Annotated in this window: 16 protein-coding genes; 9 read left to right on the top strand and 7 right to left on the bottom strand. The window is 67.6% G+C overall.

The features are described from left to right. Position 1 precedes the first annotated feature (1 nt). The 5 genes from GDR74_RS16945 to GDR74_RS16925 all read left to right on the top strand — a co-directional run bounded on the left by GDR74_RS16945 (position 2) and on the right by GDR74_RS16925 (position 7,239). A complete protein-coding gene (locus tag GDR74_RS16945) occupies positions 2–1,330 on the top strand; it encodes an HlyD family type I secretion periplasmic adaptor subunit (RefSeq protein ID WP_246179712.1) in 1,329 nt (442 codons plus the stop codon). Positions 1,331–1,732: 402 nt separating this feature from the next. Further along, the gene (gene otsB, locus GDR74_RS16940) at positions 1,733–2,512 is read left to right on the top strand and encodes a trehalose-phosphatase (RefSeq protein ID WP_152587398.1); all 780 of its coding nucleotides are present in this window, start codon (positions 1,733–1,735) and stop codon (positions 2,510–2,512) included. A gap of 4 nt (positions 2,513–2,516) precedes the next feature. After that, positions 2,517–4,325: a glycoside hydrolase family 15 protein gene (locus GDR74_RS16935; RefSeq protein WP_152587397.1), complete on the top strand. Its 1,809-nt coding sequence runs from the start codon at positions 2,517–2,519 to the stop codon at positions 4,323–4,325. Between the two features lie 77 nt (positions 4,326–4,402). Next, positions 4,403–5,383, top strand: coding sequence for a glucokinase (locus GDR74_RS16930; protein ID WP_425486962.1), 981 nt, complete (start codon positions 4,403–4,405; stop codon positions 5,381–5,383). A gap of 272 nt (positions 5,384–5,655) precedes the next feature. Next, on the top strand, positions 5,656–7,239 hold the full coding sequence (locus tag GDR74_RS16925; protein WP_152587395.1) for a peptide chain release factor 3: 1,584 nt from the start codon (positions 5,656–5,658) through the stop codon (positions 7,237–7,239). A gap of 26 nt (positions 7,240–7,265) precedes the next feature. On the opposite strand, the gene GDR74_RS16920 is transcribed toward GDR74_RS16925, so the two are convergent. The 7 genes from GDR74_RS16920 to GDR74_RS16890 form a co-directional block, all read right to left on the bottom strand. Next, entirely contained in the window at positions 7,266–8,735 is a 1,470-nt protein-coding gene (locus GDR74_RS16920; RefSeq protein ID WP_152587394.1) for a PAS domain-containing protein, read from the bottom strand. A 140-nt stretch (positions 8,736–8,875) separates the two neighbouring features. After that, on the bottom strand, positions 8,876–9,778 hold the full coding sequence (locus tag GDR74_RS16915) for a sugar kinase (protein ID WP_152587393.1): 903 nt from the start codon (positions 9,776–9,778) through the stop codon (positions 8,876–8,878). A gap of 75 nt (positions 9,779–9,853) precedes the next feature. Beyond that, on the bottom strand, positions 9,854–10,645 hold the full coding sequence (locus GDR74_RS16910; protein ID WP_152587392.1) for a bestrophin-like domain: 792 nt from the start codon (positions 10,643–10,645) through the stop codon (positions 9,854–9,856). Between the two features lie 263 nt (positions 10,646–10,908). Beyond that, complete coding sequence (locus tag GDR74_RS16905) at positions 10,909–11,811, bottom strand: N-acetylglucosamine kinase (protein ID WP_152587391.1); 903 nt, start codon at positions 11,809–11,811, stop codon at positions 10,909–10,911. A gap of 51 nt (positions 11,812–11,862) precedes the next feature. Continuing rightward, a complete protein-coding gene (locus tag GDR74_RS16900; RefSeq protein WP_152587390.1) occupies positions 11,863–12,756 on the bottom strand; it encodes an N-acetylmuramic acid 6-phosphate etherase in 894 nt (297 codons plus the stop codon). Between the two features lie 102 nt (positions 12,757–12,858). Continuing rightward, positions 12,859–13,884: a serine hydrolase domain-containing protein gene (locus tag GDR74_RS16895; RefSeq protein WP_152587389.1), complete on the bottom strand. Its 1,026-nt coding sequence runs from the start codon at positions 13,882–13,884 to the stop codon at positions 12,859–12,861. Positions 13,885–13,896: 12 nt separating this feature from the next. After that, positions 13,897–14,976, bottom strand: a complete 1,080-nt coding sequence (locus tag GDR74_RS16890; protein ID WP_246179702.1) for an anhydro-N-acetylmuramic acid kinase — start codon at positions 14,974–14,976, stop codon at positions 13,897–13,899. A 155-nt stretch (positions 14,977–15,131) separates the two neighbouring features. On the opposite strand from GDR74_RS16890, the gene GDR74_RS16885 reads away from it, so the two are divergent. The 4 genes from GDR74_RS16885 to GDR74_RS16870 all read left to right on the top strand — a co-directional run bounded on the left by GDR74_RS16885 (position 15,132) and on the right by GDR74_RS16870 (position 18,905). Next, entirely contained in the window at positions 15,132–16,631 is a 1,500-nt protein-coding gene (locus tag GDR74_RS16885) for an ABC transporter substrate-binding protein (protein WP_152587387.1), read from the top strand. A 63-nt stretch (positions 16,632–16,694) separates the two neighbouring features. Then, complete coding sequence (locus GDR74_RS16880; protein ID WP_152587386.1) at positions 16,695–17,642, top strand: ABC transporter permease; 948 nt, start codon at positions 16,695–16,697, stop codon at positions 17,640–17,642. A 4-nt stretch (positions 17,643–17,646) separates the two neighbouring features. Then, the gene (locus GDR74_RS16875; protein ID WP_152587385.1) at positions 17,647–18,471 is read left to right on the top strand and encodes an ABC transporter permease; all 825 of its coding nucleotides are present in this window, start codon (positions 17,647–17,649) and stop codon (positions 18,469–18,471) included. Further along, positions 18,468–18,905, top strand: a complete 438-nt coding sequence (locus GDR74_RS16870; RefSeq protein ID WP_152587384.1) for a GNAT family N-acetyltransferase — start codon at positions 18,468–18,470, stop codon at positions 18,903–18,905. Before GDR74_RS16875 ends, GDR74_RS16870 begins: the two co-directional genes overlap by 4 nt. Positions 18,906–18,907 lie beyond the last annotated feature (2 nt).

The following is an 18,907-nucleotide window of genomic DNA, read 5'->3' as shown; positions in this document are numbered from 1 at the left end:
CATGCTGACGATGACCCTCAAGGCGCCCAAGAAGCCGTCCGTTCACGAGAAGGCGCTGCGCCAGGCCACCATCGCGGGCAGCGCGATGATCGCGCTCTTCGCCGGCACCATCGGCCTGTGGGCCGCCACCTCGACCCTGTCGGGCGCGGTCGTGGCCGGCGGGCAGTTCGTGGTCGACACCAGCGTCAAGAAGGTGCAGCACGCCACCGGCGGCATCGTCGGCGAGCTGAAGGTCAAGGAGGGCGACAGGGTCGCCGCCGGCGACCTGCTGATCCGCCTCGACGAGACGGTGACGCGGGCGAACCTCCAGCTCGTGGTCAAGCAGCTCGACGAGTTCATCGCCCGTCGGGCGCGGCTCGAGGCGGAGCGCGACGGCGCGAGCGCGGTGAAGGACCCCGAGGAGTTCGCCGGCCGGCTCGACGAGCCGGGCGTGAAGACGATCATGGCCTCGGAGCGCACCCTGTTCGAGGCCCGCCGCTCGGCGCGGGAGGCGCAGAAGGACCAGCTGCGCAAGCGCATCGCCCAGTCGCAGGACGAGATCACCGGCTTCCGGGCGCAGCAGGAGGCCAAGGCCCGCGAGGCGGAGCTGATCAAGGACGAGCTCAAGGGCGTACGGGAACTCTACCAGAAGAACCTGGTGCAGCTGCCGCGCCTGAACGCGCTGGAGCGCGATGCGGCGAGCATCGAGGGCCAGCGCGGCCAGCTCATCGCCGCCATCGCGCAGGCGGAGGGCCGCATCGCCGAGACCTCGCTCCAGATCATCCAGGTCGACGAGGAGATGCGGGCGGAGGCCCTCAAGGAGCTGCGCGAGATCCAGGGCCGCATCGCCGAGTACACGGAGCGGCGGGTGGCGGCGGAGGACCAGCTGAAGCGCACGGACATCCGGGCGCCGAGCGCCGGCTTCGTGCACCAGCTCAACGTGCACACGATCGGCGGGGTGATCTCGCCGGCGGAGCCGGTGATGCTGATCGTGCCGACCAACGACAAGCTCGAGCTCGAGGCGAAGGTGATGCCGAACGAGATCGACCAGGTGAAGATCGGCCAGAAGGCGACGGTGCGGGTGCACGCCTCGAACCAGCGCACGGTCCCCGAGCTGCACGGCACGGTGAGCCGGGTCTCGGCGGACGTGTCGCGCGACCAGCAGACGGGCATGACCTACTACACGATCCGGGTCGACCTGCCGCCGGAGGAGATCCGCCGCCTGGAGAACCTGAAGCTGATCGCCGGCATGCAGGCGGAGGTGTTCGTCGAGGTCAACCAGCGCACCCCGTTCGAGTACTTCTTCAAGCCCATGGAAGAGCAGATCGCCCGCGCCTTCCGCGAGCACTGAGCCGACCCCGCTTCATCGCTGCGCGGCCCCGGACCGGCTCAACCGGTCCGGGGCCGCGTGCGTTCGGTCCCAGCCTTTTCGGGTCCCCGTCCGGCATGTGGCGCCTGGAGCGCCGGGCACCATGGAAAACGGCTGCCGGGGGATTATCTCTGCGGGTGCCGGGCGGCCACATGGCGGATGCCCCTGAACGGGCAGCCGGCGCGGTTGGGGCAAAGCCTCCCGCCTCCCGCACAGGGAACGTTGCCGCACGGGGAGCGTTGAAGCGTGGCCGTTCCGGCACGGCGAATGTCTAGGAAGGAAGCGGATCCCTCATGACAATGGATGGCCCTGGCGAGATTGCGGTCGCAGCCTTTCGGCATGGAGCGCGCACCGGCGCGGCGAAGCGGAGGCGCATGCGAGTCCATGGCTGAGGCCCTCCTGAGACGATCCCCGCAACCCGAAGCCGAGGAGAGCTGGGCGCTGTTCCTCGATTTCGACGGAACCCTCGTCGATATCGTGGAGCGGCCCGAGGCGGTCTTCGTCGATCCGGCCCTGCCCGGAATCCTGGCGGAGCTCGAGACCCGTCTCGGGGGAGCGCTCGCCATCGTCAGCGGCCGGCCGATCTCCTTCCTCGACAGGCGCCTCGGCGGGCACCGCTTCGACATCGCCGGCCTGCATGGGCTCGAGCACCGGATCGGAGGGCAGCTCTTCCTGTGCGATCCGGACGAGCATCCGCGACTGCGCGAGATGGTGGACCGCCTGGCCGGTGTCTTCAGCTCGAAGCCTGGCATCCTGATCGAGGACAAGGGTTGCTCCGTCGCCATCCACTGGCGACTCGCCCCCATCGAGCGCGATTTCGTCCATGCCACCGTCCATGCGGCGCTGGAGGCCCTGGGCAGCGACTACCGGGTCCAGTTCGGCAAGGCCGTGGCGGAGATCCTGCCCGCTGCGGCAGGAAAGGGGAAGGTGATCGAGAAGTTCCTCGTCCAGCCGCCCTATCGGGGGCGTCGGCCGATCTTCATCGGCGACGATCTGACGGACGAGAACGGCTTCAGGGCGGTGAACGCCCTGGGGGGCTATTCCGTCCGCATCGGACCGGGCGAAACGGTCGCACGCGAGCGCCTTGGATCGCCCGCCGAATTGAGGCATTCCCTGGCGCTGTGGGCCGAACAGGGCTCCATTCCTTTTCAGGGGATCCGCTAGAGAGATGAGTTCGCTCGACCTCGCCGTCATCGGCAATTGCATGATCGCGGCCCTCGTGGACCGCCGCGCCCATATCGTCTGGAGCTGCTTTCCGCGCTTCGATGGCGATCCGGTCTTCTCGCACCTGCTCGACAGCCCCGAGGGCCGGCCGGATTCCGAGCAGCGCGGCATCTTCGCCATCGACCAGGTGGGCATCCAGTCCTGCGAGCAGCGATATCTCGAGAACACCGCCGTCCTCGTTTCGACGATGACGGATTCCTTCGGGAACATCGTCGAGATCACGGATTTCGCGCCGCGCTTCAAGCATTTCGACCGGACCTTCCGTCCTCCGCTCCTCATCCGCCGCGTCCGCCCGGTGAAGGGGCGCCCGCGCATCCGGGTGCGGCTGCGCCCGCATTTCGAATGGGGAGCGCAGCCCCCCGCCAAGACGCGCGGCAGCAACCACCTGCGCTTCGTCGGCCCGCACCGCTCGCTGAGGCTCACCACCGACGCGCCCATCTCCTACGTGGAGGAGGAGCGGCCCTTCGTCGTCGAACGGCCCATCTCGTTCTTCTTCGGCGAGGACGAACCCCTGCGCTCGGAGGCCGACACCACGGCGCGCGAGTTCCTCGACAAGACGGTGGACTTCTGGCGCGACTGGGTGCGCTCCCTGTCCATCCCCTTCGACTGGCAGGAGGCCGTGATCCGCGCCGCGATCACCCTCAAGCTCTGCAACTACGAGGAGACGGGCGCCATCGTCGCGGCCCTCACCACGTCGGTTCCGGAAGCGCCCCACACGCAGCGCAACTGGGACTACCGGTACTGCTGGCTGCGCGACGCCTATTTCGTGATCCAGGCCCTGAACCGCCTCGGGACCACGAAGACGATGGAGGAATATCTCACCTACATCACGAACATCGTCGACGATGCCGAGGCGAAGCCTGAATTGCGGGACATGCCGCCGCTCTTCAGCATCACGCGCTCGCCCGATCTCGAGGAGCGCGAGGCCGCCGCGCTCGCGGGCTATCGGGGCATGGGCCCCGTGCGGGTCGGCAATGCCGCCTACACGCAGATCCAGAACGACGCCTACGGCAGCATCGTCCTCGCCTCGACCCACGCGTTTCTCGACAAGCGGCTGATCCGCACCGGGAACCGGGCCCTGTTCGAGCATCTGGAGAAGCTCGGCCAGCGTGCCATCGAGGTGTTCGACAAGCCCGACGCGGGACCCTGGGAGCTGCGGACGAAGGCGGCCGTGCATACGTTCCCGAGCGTCATGTGCTGGGCCGCCTGCGACAGGCTCGCCAAGATCGCCCAATCCATGGGCCGCGAGGACCGGGTCGCCTTCTGGCGCGAGCAGGCGGACCGCATGCATGCGGTGATCGACGAGCGGGCCTACAACCGGGACAAGGGCACGTTCGTCTCCTCCTTCGACGGCGAGCATCTCGATGCGACGCTGCTGCTGCTCGCGGAGCTGAATTTCGTGAAGGCGGACGATCCGCGCTTCGTCGCGACCGTGGATGCCATCGGCGCGACCCTCCGCCGGGGCGACCTCCTCCTGCGCTACGACGTGGAGGACGATTTCGGCCGCATGCACACCGCCTTCATGATCTGCGGCTTCTGGTACGTGGACGCGCTCAATGCCATCGGACGCCGGAAAGAGGCCTGCGAGCTCTTCGAGAAGATCCTGAAGCTGCGGAACACCTTCGGGCTCTTTTCGGAGGATGCGGACTTCACGACCGGAGAATTATGGGGCAACTTCCCGCAGACCTACTCCATGGTGGGTCTCATCAATTCCGCCGTACGTCTCAGCCGGAGCTGGGAGGAAGCGTTCTGATCCTCCCAGCTCCGGCCCCATGACTCCGGCCTCATGAGCGGAAAGGTCGTTCCGGTTCGATGTTTGCGTTTCCCGTTCTGCTTGGCGATATCGGCGGCACCAATGCCCGCTTCGCCGTTCTCCCGGGGCCCGGCGAACCCGTCCACCTCCTGCCGAGGGCCCTGACCGCCCAGGCGCCCGGACCGGTCGAGGCGATCGGGGCCGCCCTCGAGAGCCATGACGGTCCGCGGCCCCGCTCCGCGATCTTCGCGGTGGCGACGCGGGTCGACAGGCCCGCCATCCGGCTGACGAACGCCCACTGGACCATCGATGCCGCAGAGATCGGCACGGCTCTCGGGCTCGAGCGCGTCTCTCTCGTGAACGACTACACGCCGGTCGCCGCCTCCGTGACCGTCCTCGACGAAGCCCGCGGCGACGTGGCGCCCCTGGGCGAGGCCGGGCCTGCGGGAAGCGGGATCCGGGTGGTGCTCGGGCCGGGCACCGGCTTCGGCGCGGCGGCGCTGGTGCCGATCGAGGATCGCCTGGCGATCCTCGCCACCGAGGCGGGTCACATGGAGTTCGGCCCGGCGGATTCGGAGGAAATGGCTCTCTGGCCCCATATCGAGCGGGTGGGAGGGCGCGTGACCGCGGAAGTCGTCCTCTCGGGGCCGGGCCTTTTCCGGCTTTCTAAGGCGCTTGCGGCCAAGCGCGGACTTCCGTGCCCCTTCAACGTCCCGAACGACATTCTCGACGCTGCCCGCGACGGCGACGGCCTCGCCCGTGACACCCTCGATCTCTTCTCCCGCTGCCTCGGGCGCTTTGCGGGCGATCTCGCCCTCACCTTCGAGGCGGCCGGAGGGGTCTTCATCGCCGGCGGCATCGCCCCCCGCATGGTCGACGTTCTCCAGGGCGGCGGCTTCAGGCACGCCTTCGATCGCAAGGCTCCCCACGATGCCTGGGCCCGGAAGGTGCCGGCCTTCGTGATCGTCCACCGGGAGCCGGCCCTCGAGGGGCTTGCCGCCCTGGTCGCCCATCCGGGGCGCTTCCTCTACAAGTCCCAGGGCTGGGAGCGGGACTGAGGGCAGGCGCCAAAAAGAAAGGCCGCCTCCCGGGCGGCCTTCCATTGTCGGTTCGCGGTCCCTGCAGACCGCGCCTTCTGTGCGTCACGCACGAACCTCGGCAGAGGCCAAGATCCAGGCCGCGGCAAAGGGGAACCGCTTCGTATGACAATGAGACACTGGATCACCTCCTTTCGTTGTTGACGGGAAAGCCCAATATGGGTTGAAACCCCGGCAGAGATAAGAGGGCGGCGCTGCGGCGTCTTGCCCTTCGCCCAGAGAATTCGAGAGCCATGACCGATCTTCCGGCCCCCGTGGGCCGCCGCCGCACCTTTGCCATCATCTCCCACCCGGACGCCGGCAAGACCACGCTCACCGAGAAGCTGCTGCTCTTCGGAGGCGCGATCCAGCTCGCCGGCGAAGTGAAGGCGAAGAAGAACCGCGTCTCGACCCGTTCCGACTGGATGGGGATCGAGAAGGAGCGCGGCATCTCCGTCGTGACCTCGGTGATGACCTTCGAGTACGGCGACTGCGTCTTCAACCTGCTCGACACGCCGGGCCACGAGGATTTCTCCGAGGACACCTACCGCACGCTCACGGCCGTCGATTCCGCGATCATGGTCATCGATGCCGCGAAGGGCATCGAGGCGCGCACCCGCAAGCTCTTCGAGGTCTGCCGGATGCGCGACATCCCGATCGTCACCTTCGTCAACAAGATGGACCGGGAGGCCCGCAGCCCGTTCGACCTCCTCGACGAGATCGAGAAGACCCTCGCCCTCGACACGGCGCCCGTGACGTGGCCGATCGGTCAGGGACGCGGGTTCGCCGGAACCTTCGACCTGCGCCGCAACACCGTGCGGCGCATCGACACGGACGAGGAGCCGGCGAAGGTGTCCGGGCCCGGGGATGCCTACATCGACAGCCTCCTCCCGGCGGAGGAGGCAAGGACCTGGCGCGAGGAGGTCGAGCTTGCGAGGGAGGCATGCAAGCCGTTCGATCTCGCCTCGTTCCGCGAAGGCCACCTCACGCCCGTCTTCTTCGGCAGCGCGCTGCGCAATTTCGGCGTGCGCGATCTCATCGACGCGATGGCCGAGTACGCGCCGCCGCCGCGCAGCCAGGAGGCGGACAGGCGGGTCGTCGAGGCGGGCGAGCCGAAGATGACCGGCTTCGTCTTCAAGATTCAGGCGAACATGGATCCCAACCACCGCGACCGGATCGCCTTCATGCGCATCTGCTCGGGCAAGCTGTCCCGCGGAATGAAGGCGAAGCTCGTGCGTACGGGCAAGGCCATGAGCCTGAACACGCCGCAGTTCTTCTTCGCACAGGACCGCGCCATCGCCGACGAAGCCTGGGCAGGCGACGTGGTGGGCCTGCCGAACCACGGCACCCTGCGCATCGGAGACACGCTGACGGAGGGCGAGGACATCGTCTTTCGCGGCGTGCCGAGCTTCTCGCCGGAAATCCTGCGCCGCATCAAGCTGCAGGACGCCATGAAGGCGAAGAAGCTCCGCGAGGCGCTGCAGCAGATGGCGGAAGAAGGCGTCGTGCAGCTCTTCGTGCCGCAGGACGGGTCGGGCGCCATCGTGGGCGTGGTCGGAGCCCTTCAGCTCGACGTGCTGAAGGAGCGCCTTCAGGCCGAGTACGGCCTCCCCATCGACTACGAACCGACGCGGTTCTCGATCTGCCGCTGGATCTCCTCCGACGACCGCGCCGAGCTCGACAGGTTCATCGAGAGCCACCTGTCGGCCGTGGCCCGCGACCTCGACGAAGCGCCCGTCTTCATGGCGGCCAACGCCTTCAACCTGCAGTACGAGCAGGACCGCTACAAGGCGATCCGCTTCTCGGACGTGAAGGACTATCAGAAGAAGGCCGCGTGAACGCAGGCCGACGCCGTCTGTCCTGCTCAGCGGGACAGACGGTCCAGGGGAACGCGCAGGTCCACGCGCAGTCCGTCGCGCAGCCAATCGTAGGCGATCTCGCCTTCGAGCTGATCGATCACGCTCTTGCGCGCCAGTTGCGAGCCGAAGCCCTGGTAGGCCGGCGGGCCCTCGATGGCGGGACCGCCTCTTTCCTGCCAGACGAGGAACATGCGCTTCCCATCGTGCCAGCAGATGACGTTGAGGGCCCCGTCCGTTCTGGTGAGCGCGCCGTATTTCGAGGCGTTCGTCGCCAGCTCGTGCAGGATGAGTGTCAGGCTCGTGGCAGATTTCGCGCCGACCGAAATCGGCGCGCATTGAATCGAGATCCTGGTCGGCATGCCGAAATCCTTGTAGGGAGCCAGGATGGTTTCTGCGATGGCGGCCACCGTCGTTTCGTGCTGGAACGGCCTCTCTTCCGCCAGGGCCGGGCGAATGAGTTCGTGAGCCTTGGCGAGCGCGTGCAGGCGTCCGTGCAGCGACGCAGACATTTCCTCTACCGAGCCTGCGTTGCGCGCCGTCATGGTCACCATGGCATTGGCCATGGCGAAGAGATTTTTCACGCGGTGATCGAGTTCCTTCGCGAGAAGGCGACGGGCTTCCTCGTTCGTGCGGCGCTCCGTGATGTCGAGGATCGTGCCGAGAAGGCGAGCGGCCCTTGGTTTGCCGTCCACGGTTTCATAGAGCATACGCCCCCTGCTGCTGATCCAGCGCACCTCTCCGTCGGGGCGAACGATCCGGTATTCGATCTGCAGCTTGCCCGTAGAGGCCGGATTCGAGAGGGAGTCGACCTTGGCGACGACCCAGTCCCGATCTTCGGGGTGGATGGACGATATCCAGAGCTCGTGGGTGAGAGGTTCGTCCGGTGCGATGCCGAAGATCTCCTTCTGGCGCTCCGACCAGTAGATCCTTCCGGTTGCGGCGATCCACTCCCAGAGGCCGAGTTCGGTGGCCTCCACCGCGAGAGCGAGCCGCTTGCTGTTGATGAGGCCTTCCTGAGCGTGCCGGTCGGCCCGGCGTGTGGCGTTCTCCCGGGAGGTAACGTCGACGCCCAGGGAGAGGATGCCGCCGATCCGGTCGTCCGCATCGAGCACCGGAAGGAAGGTGATGTCCCAGAACGTCGTTTCCTGGTTGTCGCCGGGGCCGAAGGCGACGTTGGTGACTTCAATCGGCTGCCCGGTCTCGAGCACGGTCTGCCGGGGCGCCTGGGTCTGCTCGGTGTACCGGGACCCCAGCGCCTCCCGGAGAGGCTTTCCGGCGAGATCCCCGGAAAGGGCCAGGGCCGAGCGAAAGGTCCTGTTGGCGAAAGCGTAGCGATGCTCGGGACCGAGCGTGACGCAGATGGCCAGCGGCACGTTCTCCAGAAGACTGGCCAGGGACTCGTGGCTGAGCCCTTCCGCTTCCGGCTGGAAGCGGATTTCGTCGATGCCATGCGCCCAGGTTCGAGACGGGCTCACGAGAGTACCCTGACCTCATCGGCTGCGGAACTGCAGTCCCGGGATGAGTGTAATCGCCAAAGGCAATATTGTAACTCTATTTTTGCGGGGCGTCTTCCCCTGCGTCATCGAGGCCCTCGGACCCGTCGTGGCGGGAGCCGCTACGCTGCCAGCTTCCGCTCGGAAAACCGGACTTGCGTCTCCTCGATGTCTCTCAGGCTCGGCAGGCTCGCCTCGTTGCCGAGATGCTGGATCGCATGCGCGGAGGCTGCGCGGGCGAAGACGAAGTGCTCGCGCCAGGGAAGCTCGGGGCGCGCCATGGCCGAATAGACGTAGGAACCATGGAAGATGTCGCCCGCGCCGTTGGTATCCACCACGAGGGAGGGTGAAACGTCGAGCGCCGGCAACAGGCTTTCCGTGCCCGTCTCGTCGTACCAGAGCATGCCGCGCTCGCCCATGGTGACGCCACCGATCTTGCAACCGCGGCCCTTGAGGTAGGCGAGCATCTCGCCCGGGCTGAGGTGCATCTGCTCGCACAGGCGCTCGGCGACGATGGCGACGTCGATGAATGCGAGGAGCTCGTGCGTGTTCGAGCGCAGGCCGCCGCCATCGAGAGACGTGAGGATGCCCGCCTCGCGGCAGGTCCGGGCATAGTGCATGGCCGCATCGGCCTGGTGGCCGTCCAGGTGCAGGGCCCGGCACCCGGTGAGGTTCAGCGGAGGCACGGGATGGAGGTAGTGATCGTCGCGGCAGCGCACGATGGCCCGCTTCCCTCCGCGCGGCATGATGAAGGACAGGGAGGACTCCTTCACCTTCCGGTGGTGCACGGGGATGCCGTACTTCGCCGCCATGTCGATGAACATGCGGCCGAGATAGTCGTCCGCGATGGAGGTGAGGAGGTCCGGCGCGATCCCGAGCTTCGCGCAGGCGAAGGCCGCGGTGACCGCGTTACCGCCGAAAGAAATGGCGTAGTCCCGTGCAACCGTCTTGTCGTCGCCGGTCGGAATCTCATCCGCCAGGAAGGTCACGTCGATATAGGTTTGGCCAACGAAAAGAGCGTCCATTGCGAGACATTCATCCCTGATGATAGGCAAGGGCCTTGCCCGGGCTGCGGATAGTGCAGCCTTCTTGCCGCAAGCTCAAGGCGTGGGATTCCGCGCCATGAGGTCGAGGGCCTCCAATATGGGAGCCGGCGAGACACGGACCGGGCCGTCGAAGGGCCGTTCGCGGAGCGCGACGAGGCCCAGGGTGATCACGGCGGCGGTGGAGAAGATCGCCAGCGCGGCGATCTGTGCGCGCGGGCGCTCGAGGTGAACGATGCCGATGGCGACCTGCGTGATGAAGGCGAGGATCAGCACCGACGCCCATTTCGTCCGGTCCGTCTGGTCCCCGCTGAGGGCGAGCCGGTCGTCGCGCGCGCTGCGCAGCTTCAGCACCGTGTCGAGGAGGGCCGCCTGAGCGGCCGAACCGGCTTCCACCGCGATCTGCGGGTTCGAGACGTGCGCGAGCAGGCCGAGCAGAGCCTGTCCCGCCTTGGCGGAACTGTCCTGATCGCGCATGCGCGGCCATTCGTCCTGGATCAGGGTCTGGGCGTAAAGGCGCGCGGCCGCCCGGAGGTCTTCCATGTCCGACACGGTCGCGGTGCTGATGGCCTGCAGCGCCAAAAGACCCTCGCGCTCGCTCATGACGGCCCGCGAGGCCTGGCGGTTGCGATCCCAGACCTCGTTGGCGAGAAAGCCGGTGAGGAGCGCGAACAGCACGGCGACCGCTCCGAAGAAGGGAGCCACCACTCCGACGACGGTTGAAGAGAAGGGGCGGACGATCGCCCCGAAGCTGAGCCAGTGAATCAGGAAGGCGCACAGGGCGAACGCCCCGGCGAGGGAAGCGAAAATTCCCCAGACAGGCATGTCGAGCCAGATATCGAAGATCACGGAAGTCTCCAGGAAGGCTTGGGAGAGACGCTGAGGATGGGGCTGGGGCGGCGACACTAGAGCATTTTCAGGAGAAGTGGGAACCGGTTCTCCGTCCGAAAATGCGGCAAACCAAGGACTTCAGAGCGGAGTGCGGTCCCATCGAAGCAGACCGCTCTTAAAGGACGAAAGCGGAAGCGGCTTTTGGGCGATGGCCTCTGACGCTGTGGTCCGGGAAGGCTGCGTGCCGCGCGCCCGGACTCCCGCTGCGCCTGCGGACGGAGCTACTCGACCAGCGCCGCAAGGCGCGCGGCCGTCATGGCGGCATCGACATCGGTGTCGATCACGTCGACGGGCGCGCGCAGTTCTTCCCGGAAGGCCGCCCCGATGATCGGGTGGAGGCGGGTGCCGCCGCCGACGAGGGCCACAGGGCGCGGTCCAACCCGCTTGATCAGGCTGTTGGCGAGACGCGCGAGCTCGCGTCCGGCTTCCCGCAGGATGTTCAGGGAGAGAAGATCGCCGGCCTGGGCGGCATCGGCCACGGCGCGGGCCAGAAGCCCGATCCGGCCCCGGTCCCCGCCATAGACGAAGGTGCGCACCGTGTCCCACTCGGTCCCTCCGAGCGCTTTCGCCAGCGCGGCGCCCAGGGGCGCGGACCAGCCCTCGCCCGGGCTTTCCTCCTCCTTGCGCAGGACGGCCTTCAGCGCCTCCCGCGCGATCCAGAAGCCGGAGCCGCCGTCGTCGATGAGGTTGCCCCGCCCGCCCACGCGGATCGCCTCCTTGTCGGGCGAGAGATAGTAGCCGATGGAGCCGGTGCCGCCGTAGACGAGGATGCCCTCGCCGAGGGCGAAATGGGACAGGTAGGCGATCCACATGTCCTCGGCGACGAAGACTCTGGCCTGCGGGAGACCGAAAGCATCGGCGAGGATCCCGCGCATCGTGGCCTCCGCCGGGGTGCTCCGGGTCAGGCCCGTGATCCCGGCCACGATCCCGGCGGGCCTGCCGGTGCGCACGACCGCCCCCGCCAGCGCGGCGCCGATCCGTTTGGCCCGTTCCTCGGCCGCGGGGGTGAAGAGATGGCCGGTGAGCGGCTCCGCGGAGCCCTGCGCGATGCAGGCGCCTTCGCCGTCGACGAGACGCCAGCGGGTCGCGGTGCCCCCTGCGTCGATGCCAAGCCCCAGCCCCATGGCGCTCCGCTTCTCCCATGCCCGCTCCGGCAGGCCGGAGGGATCGCTACCTCAGATGGAAAGCTCCGGGAACTGTGCCAGAGCCTCGCGCAGATTGCCATCGCTGCGTTCCAGGGCGGCCTGCGCCTGGGCGGGATCGATGCCGAGGGCGATGAGCGATGCAAGCTTCATGTCGCCGTTCGCGCGCTTCAGGGCCTCGATGGCGGTCGCGTCGTCGCAGCCGGTGATCTGCGACACCATGATCTCGCTGCGGCGGCGCAACTTCGCGTTGGTGGCGCGCATGTGCACCATCAGGCCGCGATAGACCCGGCCGAGCCGCACCATGACGAGGGTGGACAGGAGGTTGAGGATCACCTTCTGCGCCGTGCCCGCCTTCATGCGGGTCGAGCCGGCGATCACCTCCTCTCCCGTATCCGCGAGGATGGGATGGGAGCAGGAATCGAGGATAGGCGCCCCGGGATTGTTGGAGATGCCGATGGTCTGCGCGCCGCGTGCCTTCGCCTCCTGCAGGGCGGCAATGGTGAAGGGCGTCCGGCCGCTCGCGGCCACCCCGATCACCACGTCGTCGGGACCCACGCCGGCATCGCGGATCCCGGCGGTCCCCTGCTCGACGGAATCCTCCGCATCCTCGACCGCTCTCAGAAGCGCGCCCTCGCCGCCGGCGATCAGGTAGACGAGCCGGTCGTCGGGCCAGTTGAAGGTCGGCGGCAGCTCCGCGCCGTCCTGGACGCCGATGCGGCCGGAGGTTCCGGCCCCGACATAGACGAGGCGTCCGCCGCGGCGAAGGCGGATGACGGCCTCCTCGGCCGCCGCCGCGATGGAGGGAAGGGCCGGGCGGACCGCCGCGACGGCGGCGAGCTGTCCCTCGTAGAAGGCGGAGAGAATGTCGAGGCTCGGCCAGGCGTCGAGGTCCTGGAATCGGGTGCTGAAGTTTTCGGTGGGCATGGTCGCTGCTTTCTTGCAGACCACTATAGGTCCAGTTGCCGCGTCCAGCAATTGGCGCCGTCGCCTTGGCTGCCGGTTCGCCTTGCGGAGGGCAGAAGTTTCTCAGCCCTGTTGCGCAGGCGCATCGAAGAGGGCGACCACCCGCTCGCCGGTGGCGCGCCGCAGGGGCAGGATTCCGCTCTCTGTGTGCCGGGACGGGTGAACCCGGTTGGTGAGGAGGGACCAAGCGAGCCCGCGCTCGAAATCGATCCACAATCCGGTGCCGGTGAAGCCCGTATGGCCGATGGTGGAGGGGGAGCAGGCATCACCGCCGTGCCAGCCGGGATACATCCCCTCCCAGCCCACGGTGCGCTTCTCCGACTGGCGCGCACGGATGGCCGCGAGGGAGGCGGCGGAAAGTCCCGATCCGTCGAGGAGGGAGCGGGCGAAGTCCAGCACGCCGTCGACGGTTCCGAACAGGCCCGCATGGCCCGATGCGCCGCCGAGGGCGAAGGCGTTCTCGTCATGCACCTCGCCGCGGATGACACGCCCGCGCCAGGTGCAACGCTCGGTCGCCGCGCAGAGCCTCGGGTCCGGCCGGAAGGTGAAGTTCGGCCGAAGCGGCTGGTCGATCAGCGCCTGCCCGGTGATGCGCTCGATGGCAATGCCGAGGAGCATGAAGTTGATGTCGGAATAGACCGGAGGGCCGCTGCTCCACACGCGCTGGAGAATGAAGGCGCGCAGGGTCTGCGGATCCTGTCCGTAGGTGTAGAGGGGCTCCACGGCAGGAAGGTGCGTCTGGTGGGCGAGACACTGGCGGAACGTGAGTTTCCGCTCGGCGGCATTCATGTCGTACTGGCGCAGGTCCGGGATCGCCGCCACCAGGGGGGCGTCGAGATCCAGCCTTCCTTCCTCGGCAAGGTGGAGGATGCGCGTCGTGGTGAAGATGACCTTCGTCAGCGAGGCAAGGTCGAACCAGGTCTCGCGGGAGAGTTCTTCCCGCACGGGCTCGATCTGCGCCGCCCCGGCCCAGCACGCCGCGCTGCGTCCGTCGGCCGTCACGATGCCGAGGACGGCGCCGGGAATCGTCCCGCGGCGGATCGCCTCCGAGGCGGGCTCGAAGGCTCGTTCGATCAGATCATGAAGCATGGCGGTTCCGGTTCAGGCGGCGCGGTGCAGCTCTCCGCCCGGCATCGGGTGCGGCACGCCCGTGGTCGTGGGAAGGCTCAGGGGCAATCCGCGCACGGAGCGCACGGCGAGGTAGCCGAAAGCCTGGGCTTCGAGGAAGTCGCCGTTCCAGCCGACGCTTTCCACCGGCTCGACGCTGACGCCGAGCCGCTCGCGAAGCCGCCTCATGAAGTGGGCGTTGCGGCGTCCCCCGCCGGTCACCAGCCAGCGTCTCGGCGCCTTCGGCACATGGCGCAGGGCCGCGGCGACGGATTCGACGGTGAACTCCGCGAGTGTCGCCGCGCCGTCCTCGTCCGAGAGGGTCTCCACTCCCTTGGCCCTGGCGTGGAAATCCTGCCGGTCGAGGGACTTGGGAGCGGGACGGTCGAAGTAGGGATTGGCCATGAACTCGGCAACGAGGCGCGGATCCGCCCTGCCCGAGGCGGCAATCCGCCCGTCCTCGTCGTAGGCGAGGCCCCGGCGCCGGAGAACGAAGTCGTCCAGGAGGGCGCTGGCAGGCCCCGTGTCGAACGCAATCACCGTGTCGCCGTCGATATAGGTGACGTTCCCGACGCCGCCGAGATTGAGGATCATCAGGGGCTGCTCGAGGCCGTTGGCGAGGGCGCGATGGTAGAGCGGCACGAAAGGCGCGCCCTCGCCGCCCGAGGCCACGTCGGCGTGGCGGAAGCGGTCCACCGTGTCGATGCCGAGCACCTTCGCGACGCGGGTGCCGAGGCCGAGCTGGCGCGTGAAGCGGATCTCCGGGCGGTGATAGACGGTCTGCCCATGGAAGCCGACGAGGCCGACCTCGGAGGGGAGGATCGCATTCTCCTCCATGAAGCGGCGGATCGCGGCGATATGTGCGTCCGTCACCGCCCGCTCGAGTTCCTCGAGGGGCTCGCTCTGAGCCCGGGCGGGCTCGGCGATGAGGTCCAGGAGGTCGCGCCGCAGGGCGTCCGAATAGGGATAGGTATGGCCGGGCCCGGGCCGGACGGTCATGTCCCCGTCGGTCTCGACGATGGAGACGTCGATTCCGTCCATGGAGGTGCCGCTGATCACGCCGATTGCCTTCATGGGAGTGTTCCGAGCCATCTGCCGCCTTCCGGGTCGCTGTCCGGCAAACCATAGCATAGCCGGTCCGGCGGTCTAGAGTGGTATGATATTGGACCATGACAGGTCCGCGGGGATGGCCTATAAAACCGGAGCGGCTTGCAAGGGAGAAAAGACGCATGTTCAGGTCGGTACTGCGCGGCGCCATCGGCGCAGGCTTCATGATGGCGGCCATGGCCTCGGCCTCCGCCCAGGTGCTGGAGATCGGGATGGACAACGGGCCTACGGGGCTCGATCCGCATCTCATCACCGCCTTCCCCAGCTTCATGGTGGTGAACGGCAACATCTACGAGGGCCTGACCGCCATCGACAAGGACCTGAGGGTCGTCCCCGGCCTCGCCGAGTCGTGGAACGTCTCGTCCGACGGCAAGACCTACACGTTCAAGCTGCGCTCCGGCGTGAAATTCCATGACGGCTCGGACATGACCGCGGAGGACGTGGTCTCGACCATCCGGCGCGTGCAGAGCAAGGACATCGCCTCGCCGCTCGCCAGCCGGCTCTCCGCCATCGAGGCGGCGAAGGCCGTCGATCCGCTCACGGTGGAGCTGACGCTCAAGGAGCCGTCCGCGCCGCTCCTGTCCTCGCTCGCCACCATCGCCATCGTGCCGAGCGAGGTGGAGACCAACAAGGACATCCTCCAGAAGGCGCCGGTCGGCACCGGTCCCTTCAAGTTCCAGGAATGGCAGCCGAACGGCTTCATCCTGCTCGCGAAGAACGACGCCTACTGGCAGAAGGGTACGCCGAAGCTCGCGGGCCTCAAGTTCAACATCGTGCCCGAGTCGGCGACCCGTCAGGTCGGCCTGGTCAACGGGCAATATGCGCTCCTGCCCAATATCGACGCGGCGACGGCCCTTCAGCTCAAGGGAAAGCCCAACGTGAAGCTGGGCGAAACGCTCGACCTCGCCTACATGCTGATCGGCATGAACGTCTCGAAGCCGCCTTTCGACAATCCGAAGGTGCGCGAGGCCGTGAACTACGCCATCAACCGGCAGGAGATCGTCGATGCGGCGCTCTTCGGCGCGGGCGTGCCGGGCGGGCCGCTGTCGCCGGCGCTGAAGTCCTGGGCCCTCGATGTCAAGGAGTTCTCCTGCTACAAGCCCGATCCGGCCAAGGCGCAGGCGCTTCTCAAGGAAGCCGGCGTCGCGATGCCGGTGGCCGTCACGATGAACGTCCTGCCGCGCCAGGACGTGAAGGACATCGCGCAGGTCGTGCAGGAGCAGCTGAACAAGGCCGGCTTCAAGGTCGAACTGAAGAACCAGGAGCAGGGGCAGTTCATCCAGGACTGGCGCAACAGCAACTTCGACCTGTTCGCCTCCATCAATGCCGGCAGCCCGGATCCGGACGAGTATTTCTACCGCACCTTCCGCACCGGCGGCTCGACCAACGTGTTCAAGTACTCGAACCCCGAGATCGACCAGCTGCTCGACAAGGCACGCACCCTGCAGGATCAGGCCGCGCGCAAGACGGCCTACGACCAGGTGCAGAAGATCCTCGCCTGCACCGGGCCGGTGGCGCACCTGACCTACGGCACGCTTTTCTCGGCCATGCGCGACAAGTTGCAGGGTTATGAGGTCATGCCGAACCGCTCGCTCGTGACGCTCAAGAACGCGAGCTACTGATGCCACCGCCTCCGGGGCGGGACCGTCCGCCCCGGAGGCCGCTCTCCACATGTATGCATTACGATGAGTCGCATTCTGCTCTCGCGCCTGGTCGACCTCGCCATCGTTCTCTTCGGCGTCTCGATCATCGTCTTCCTGATGATCCGCCTCATCCCCGGGGATGCGGTGGCGATCATGCTCGGCGCCAACACGGAGATCACGCCCGAGCGGATGGCGGAGCTCAACAGCCGCGTCGGCCTCGACCGGCCCATCGTGGAGCAGTACCTGCGCTGGGCCGGCGCCGCCCTGCGCGGCGACTTCGGAACATCCCTCTGGACCGGCCGGCCCGTGGCGACCGAGATCCTCATCCATCTCTGGCCGACCCTGGAGCTGACCTTCCTGTCGCTCCTCATCGGCGCCGTGCTGGCGGTGCCGCTCGGCTGCTGGATGGCGCAGACCCGCGGGCGCAGCGCGGACGTCGCCATGCGCATCGGCGCCATCGCCGGGCTGACGATCCCCTCCTTCTGGCTCGGCATCGTCCTGATCCTTCTCTTCTCGGCATTCGCGCCGGGCTTCTCGTCCCTCGGATACGTGCCGTTCTCCGAGGACCCGCTGGGCAACCTCCAGCGGATGATCCTGCCGTCCGTCGCCCTGGCGCTGCCGATCCTCGCCAACCTGTCGCGGCTCGTCCGCTCAGCGATGCTCGACGCCCTCGGCCAGGACTATGTCCGAACCGCCAGGGCCAAGGGTCTGAGCGAGCGGCGGGTCGTGTACAAGCACGCCCTGCGCAACGCCCTCATCCCCTTCCTCACCAGCGTCGGCATCATGACCGGCTACCTGCTGGGCGGTGCCATCGTGGTGGAGCAGGTCTTCGCCATTCCGGGGCTGGGGCGCCTCATTCTCGGCGCCATCGCGGAGCGCAACTACCCGCTCATCCAGGCCACGATCCTCGTGGTCACGGCCGGTTTCGTTCTGGTGAACTTCCTGGTCGACTTCCTCTACATCGTCGTCGATCCGCGGGTGAGGGCGTAAGGCCGTGTCGCGTCTCCTCAAGAACAAGCTCCTGACCTTCGCCCTCTTTCTCGTGGCCCTGCAGGTCGTCCTCGCCGTCGGCGCGCCGTGGCTGGCGCCCTACGATCCCATGGCGCAGAGCATCGCCCGCCGCCTGAAGGGGCCAACGGCGCTCAACTGGCTCGGCACCGATCAGCTGGGGCGCGACGTGCTCACGCGCATCCTCTTCGGCTACCGCACGTCCCTCATCGCCTGCGTGCTGGCCGTGGGCATCGCCCTCCTCACCGGGGGCACCCTGGGGCTCGCCGCAGCCTATTACCGCGGCTGGCTCGACCGCATCATCATGCGCGTCATGGACGTGCTCTTCGCGTTCCCGGTGATGCTGCTCGCCATCGGCATCATCGCCGTGCTGGGGCCGCACACCTACAGCGCCGCCGCCGCCATCGCGGTGGTCTACACCCCTATCTTCGCGCGCCTCCTGCGCGGCCCCGCCCTCGTCCTGTGCGAGAGCGAGTACGTCGCGGGCGCGAAGGCCATCGGCGCTTCGGACGCGCGCATCATCTTCCTGCACATCCTGCCGAACCTGGCCTCCGTCATCCTCGTCCAGACAAGCCTGCTGCTCTCGGCCGCCATCCTCGTGGAAGCCTCCCTGTCGTTCCTTGGGTTGGGGACGCAGCCGCCGACGCCCTCGCTCGGGCTGATGCTGTCCGAGGGGCGCAACTTCCTCCAGCTCTCTCCCTGGAGCGCAATCTTCGCCGGATTCGCGATCCTGTTCCTCTCGTTCGGGTTCAACCTGCTGGGAGACGCGCTCCGGGACACCCTCGATCCGCGCCTGCGGGGCCAGTCGTGAAGGTGAGGGACGCGAGGCAGGGCGACGTTCCCGCACTCGCCGCCATCGCCGCGGCCTCCTACAGAGCCGCCTTCGCGGCGATCCTCGAGGAGGAGGTCCTCGCCGGTCGCGATGCCGCCTTTTTCGCGCACCGCTTCGAGGAAACATGGCAGCGGATGCTGGTGGCCTGCGCGGGCGAGGCCCCGGCAGGCTTCCTCCTCATGACGGACGGGCATATCGACATGCTCTTCATGGACCCTGCCCTCGGCGGAAAGGGCGGCGGGGCACGCCTCCTGCGGGAGGCGGAACTGCGCGGAGCGAAGAGCCTCGAATGCTTCCGGGACAATCTTCCGGCGCGCCGCTTCTACGAACGGCACGGCTGGCGCGTCGCCCGGGAATACGAGCGCGACTTCGCGGGCCGCAGCCGCAGCTTCGTGTTCTACGTCAAGGATTGAGC

Origin of the sequence: Microvirga thermotolerans (assembly GCF_009363855.1) — a bacterium.
GTDB classification, from domain to species: Bacteria; Pseudomonadota; Alphaproteobacteria; order Rhizobiales; family Beijerinckiaceae; genus Microvirga; species Microvirga thermotolerans.
Note: the sequence above shows the minus strand (reverse complement) of the source record. Positions and strands in the feature narration are given on the sequence as shown.

Coding starts and splice junctions, on each gene's coding strand:
- GDR74_RS16945 (WP_246179712.1), top strand. CDS start 2: ATGCTGACGATGACCCTCAAGGCGCCCAAGAAGCCGTCCGTTCACGAG.
- otsB (WP_152587398.1), top strand. CDS start 1,733: ATGGCTGAGGCCCTCCTGAGACGATCCCCGCAACCCGAAGCCGAGGAG.
- GDR74_RS16935 (WP_152587397.1), top strand. CDS start 2,517: ATGAGTTCGCTCGACCTCGCCGTCATCGGCAATTGCATGATCGCGGCC.
- GDR74_RS16925 (WP_152587395.1), top strand. CDS start 5,656: ATGACCGATCTTCCGGCCCCCGTGGGCCGCCGCCGCACCTTTGCCATC.
- GDR74_RS16915 (WP_152587393.1), bottom strand. CDS start 9,778: ATGGACGCTCTTTTCGTTGGCCAAACCTATATCGACGTGACCTTCCTG.
- GDR74_RS16905 (WP_152587391.1), bottom strand. CDS start 11,811: ATGGGGCTGGGGCTTGGCATCGACGCAGGGGGCACCGCGACCCGCTGG.
- GDR74_RS16900 (WP_152587390.1), bottom strand. CDS start 12,756: ATGCCCACCGAAAACTTCAGCACCCGATTCCAGGACCTCGACGCCTGG.
- GDR74_RS16895 (WP_152587389.1), bottom strand. CDS start 13,884: ATGCTTCATGATCTGATCGAACGAGCCTTCGAGCCCGCCTCGGAGGCG.
- GDR74_RS16890 (WP_246179702.1), bottom strand. CDS start 14,976: ATGAAGGCAATCGGCGTGATCAGCGGCACCTCCATGGACGGAATCGAC.
- GDR74_RS16885 (WP_152587387.1), top strand. CDS start 15,132: ATGTTCAGGTCGGTACTGCGCGGCGCCATCGGCGCAGGCTTCATGATG.
- GDR74_RS16880 (WP_152587386.1), top strand. CDS start 16,695: ATGAGTCGCATTCTGCTCTCGCGCCTGGTCGACCTCGCCATCGTTCTC.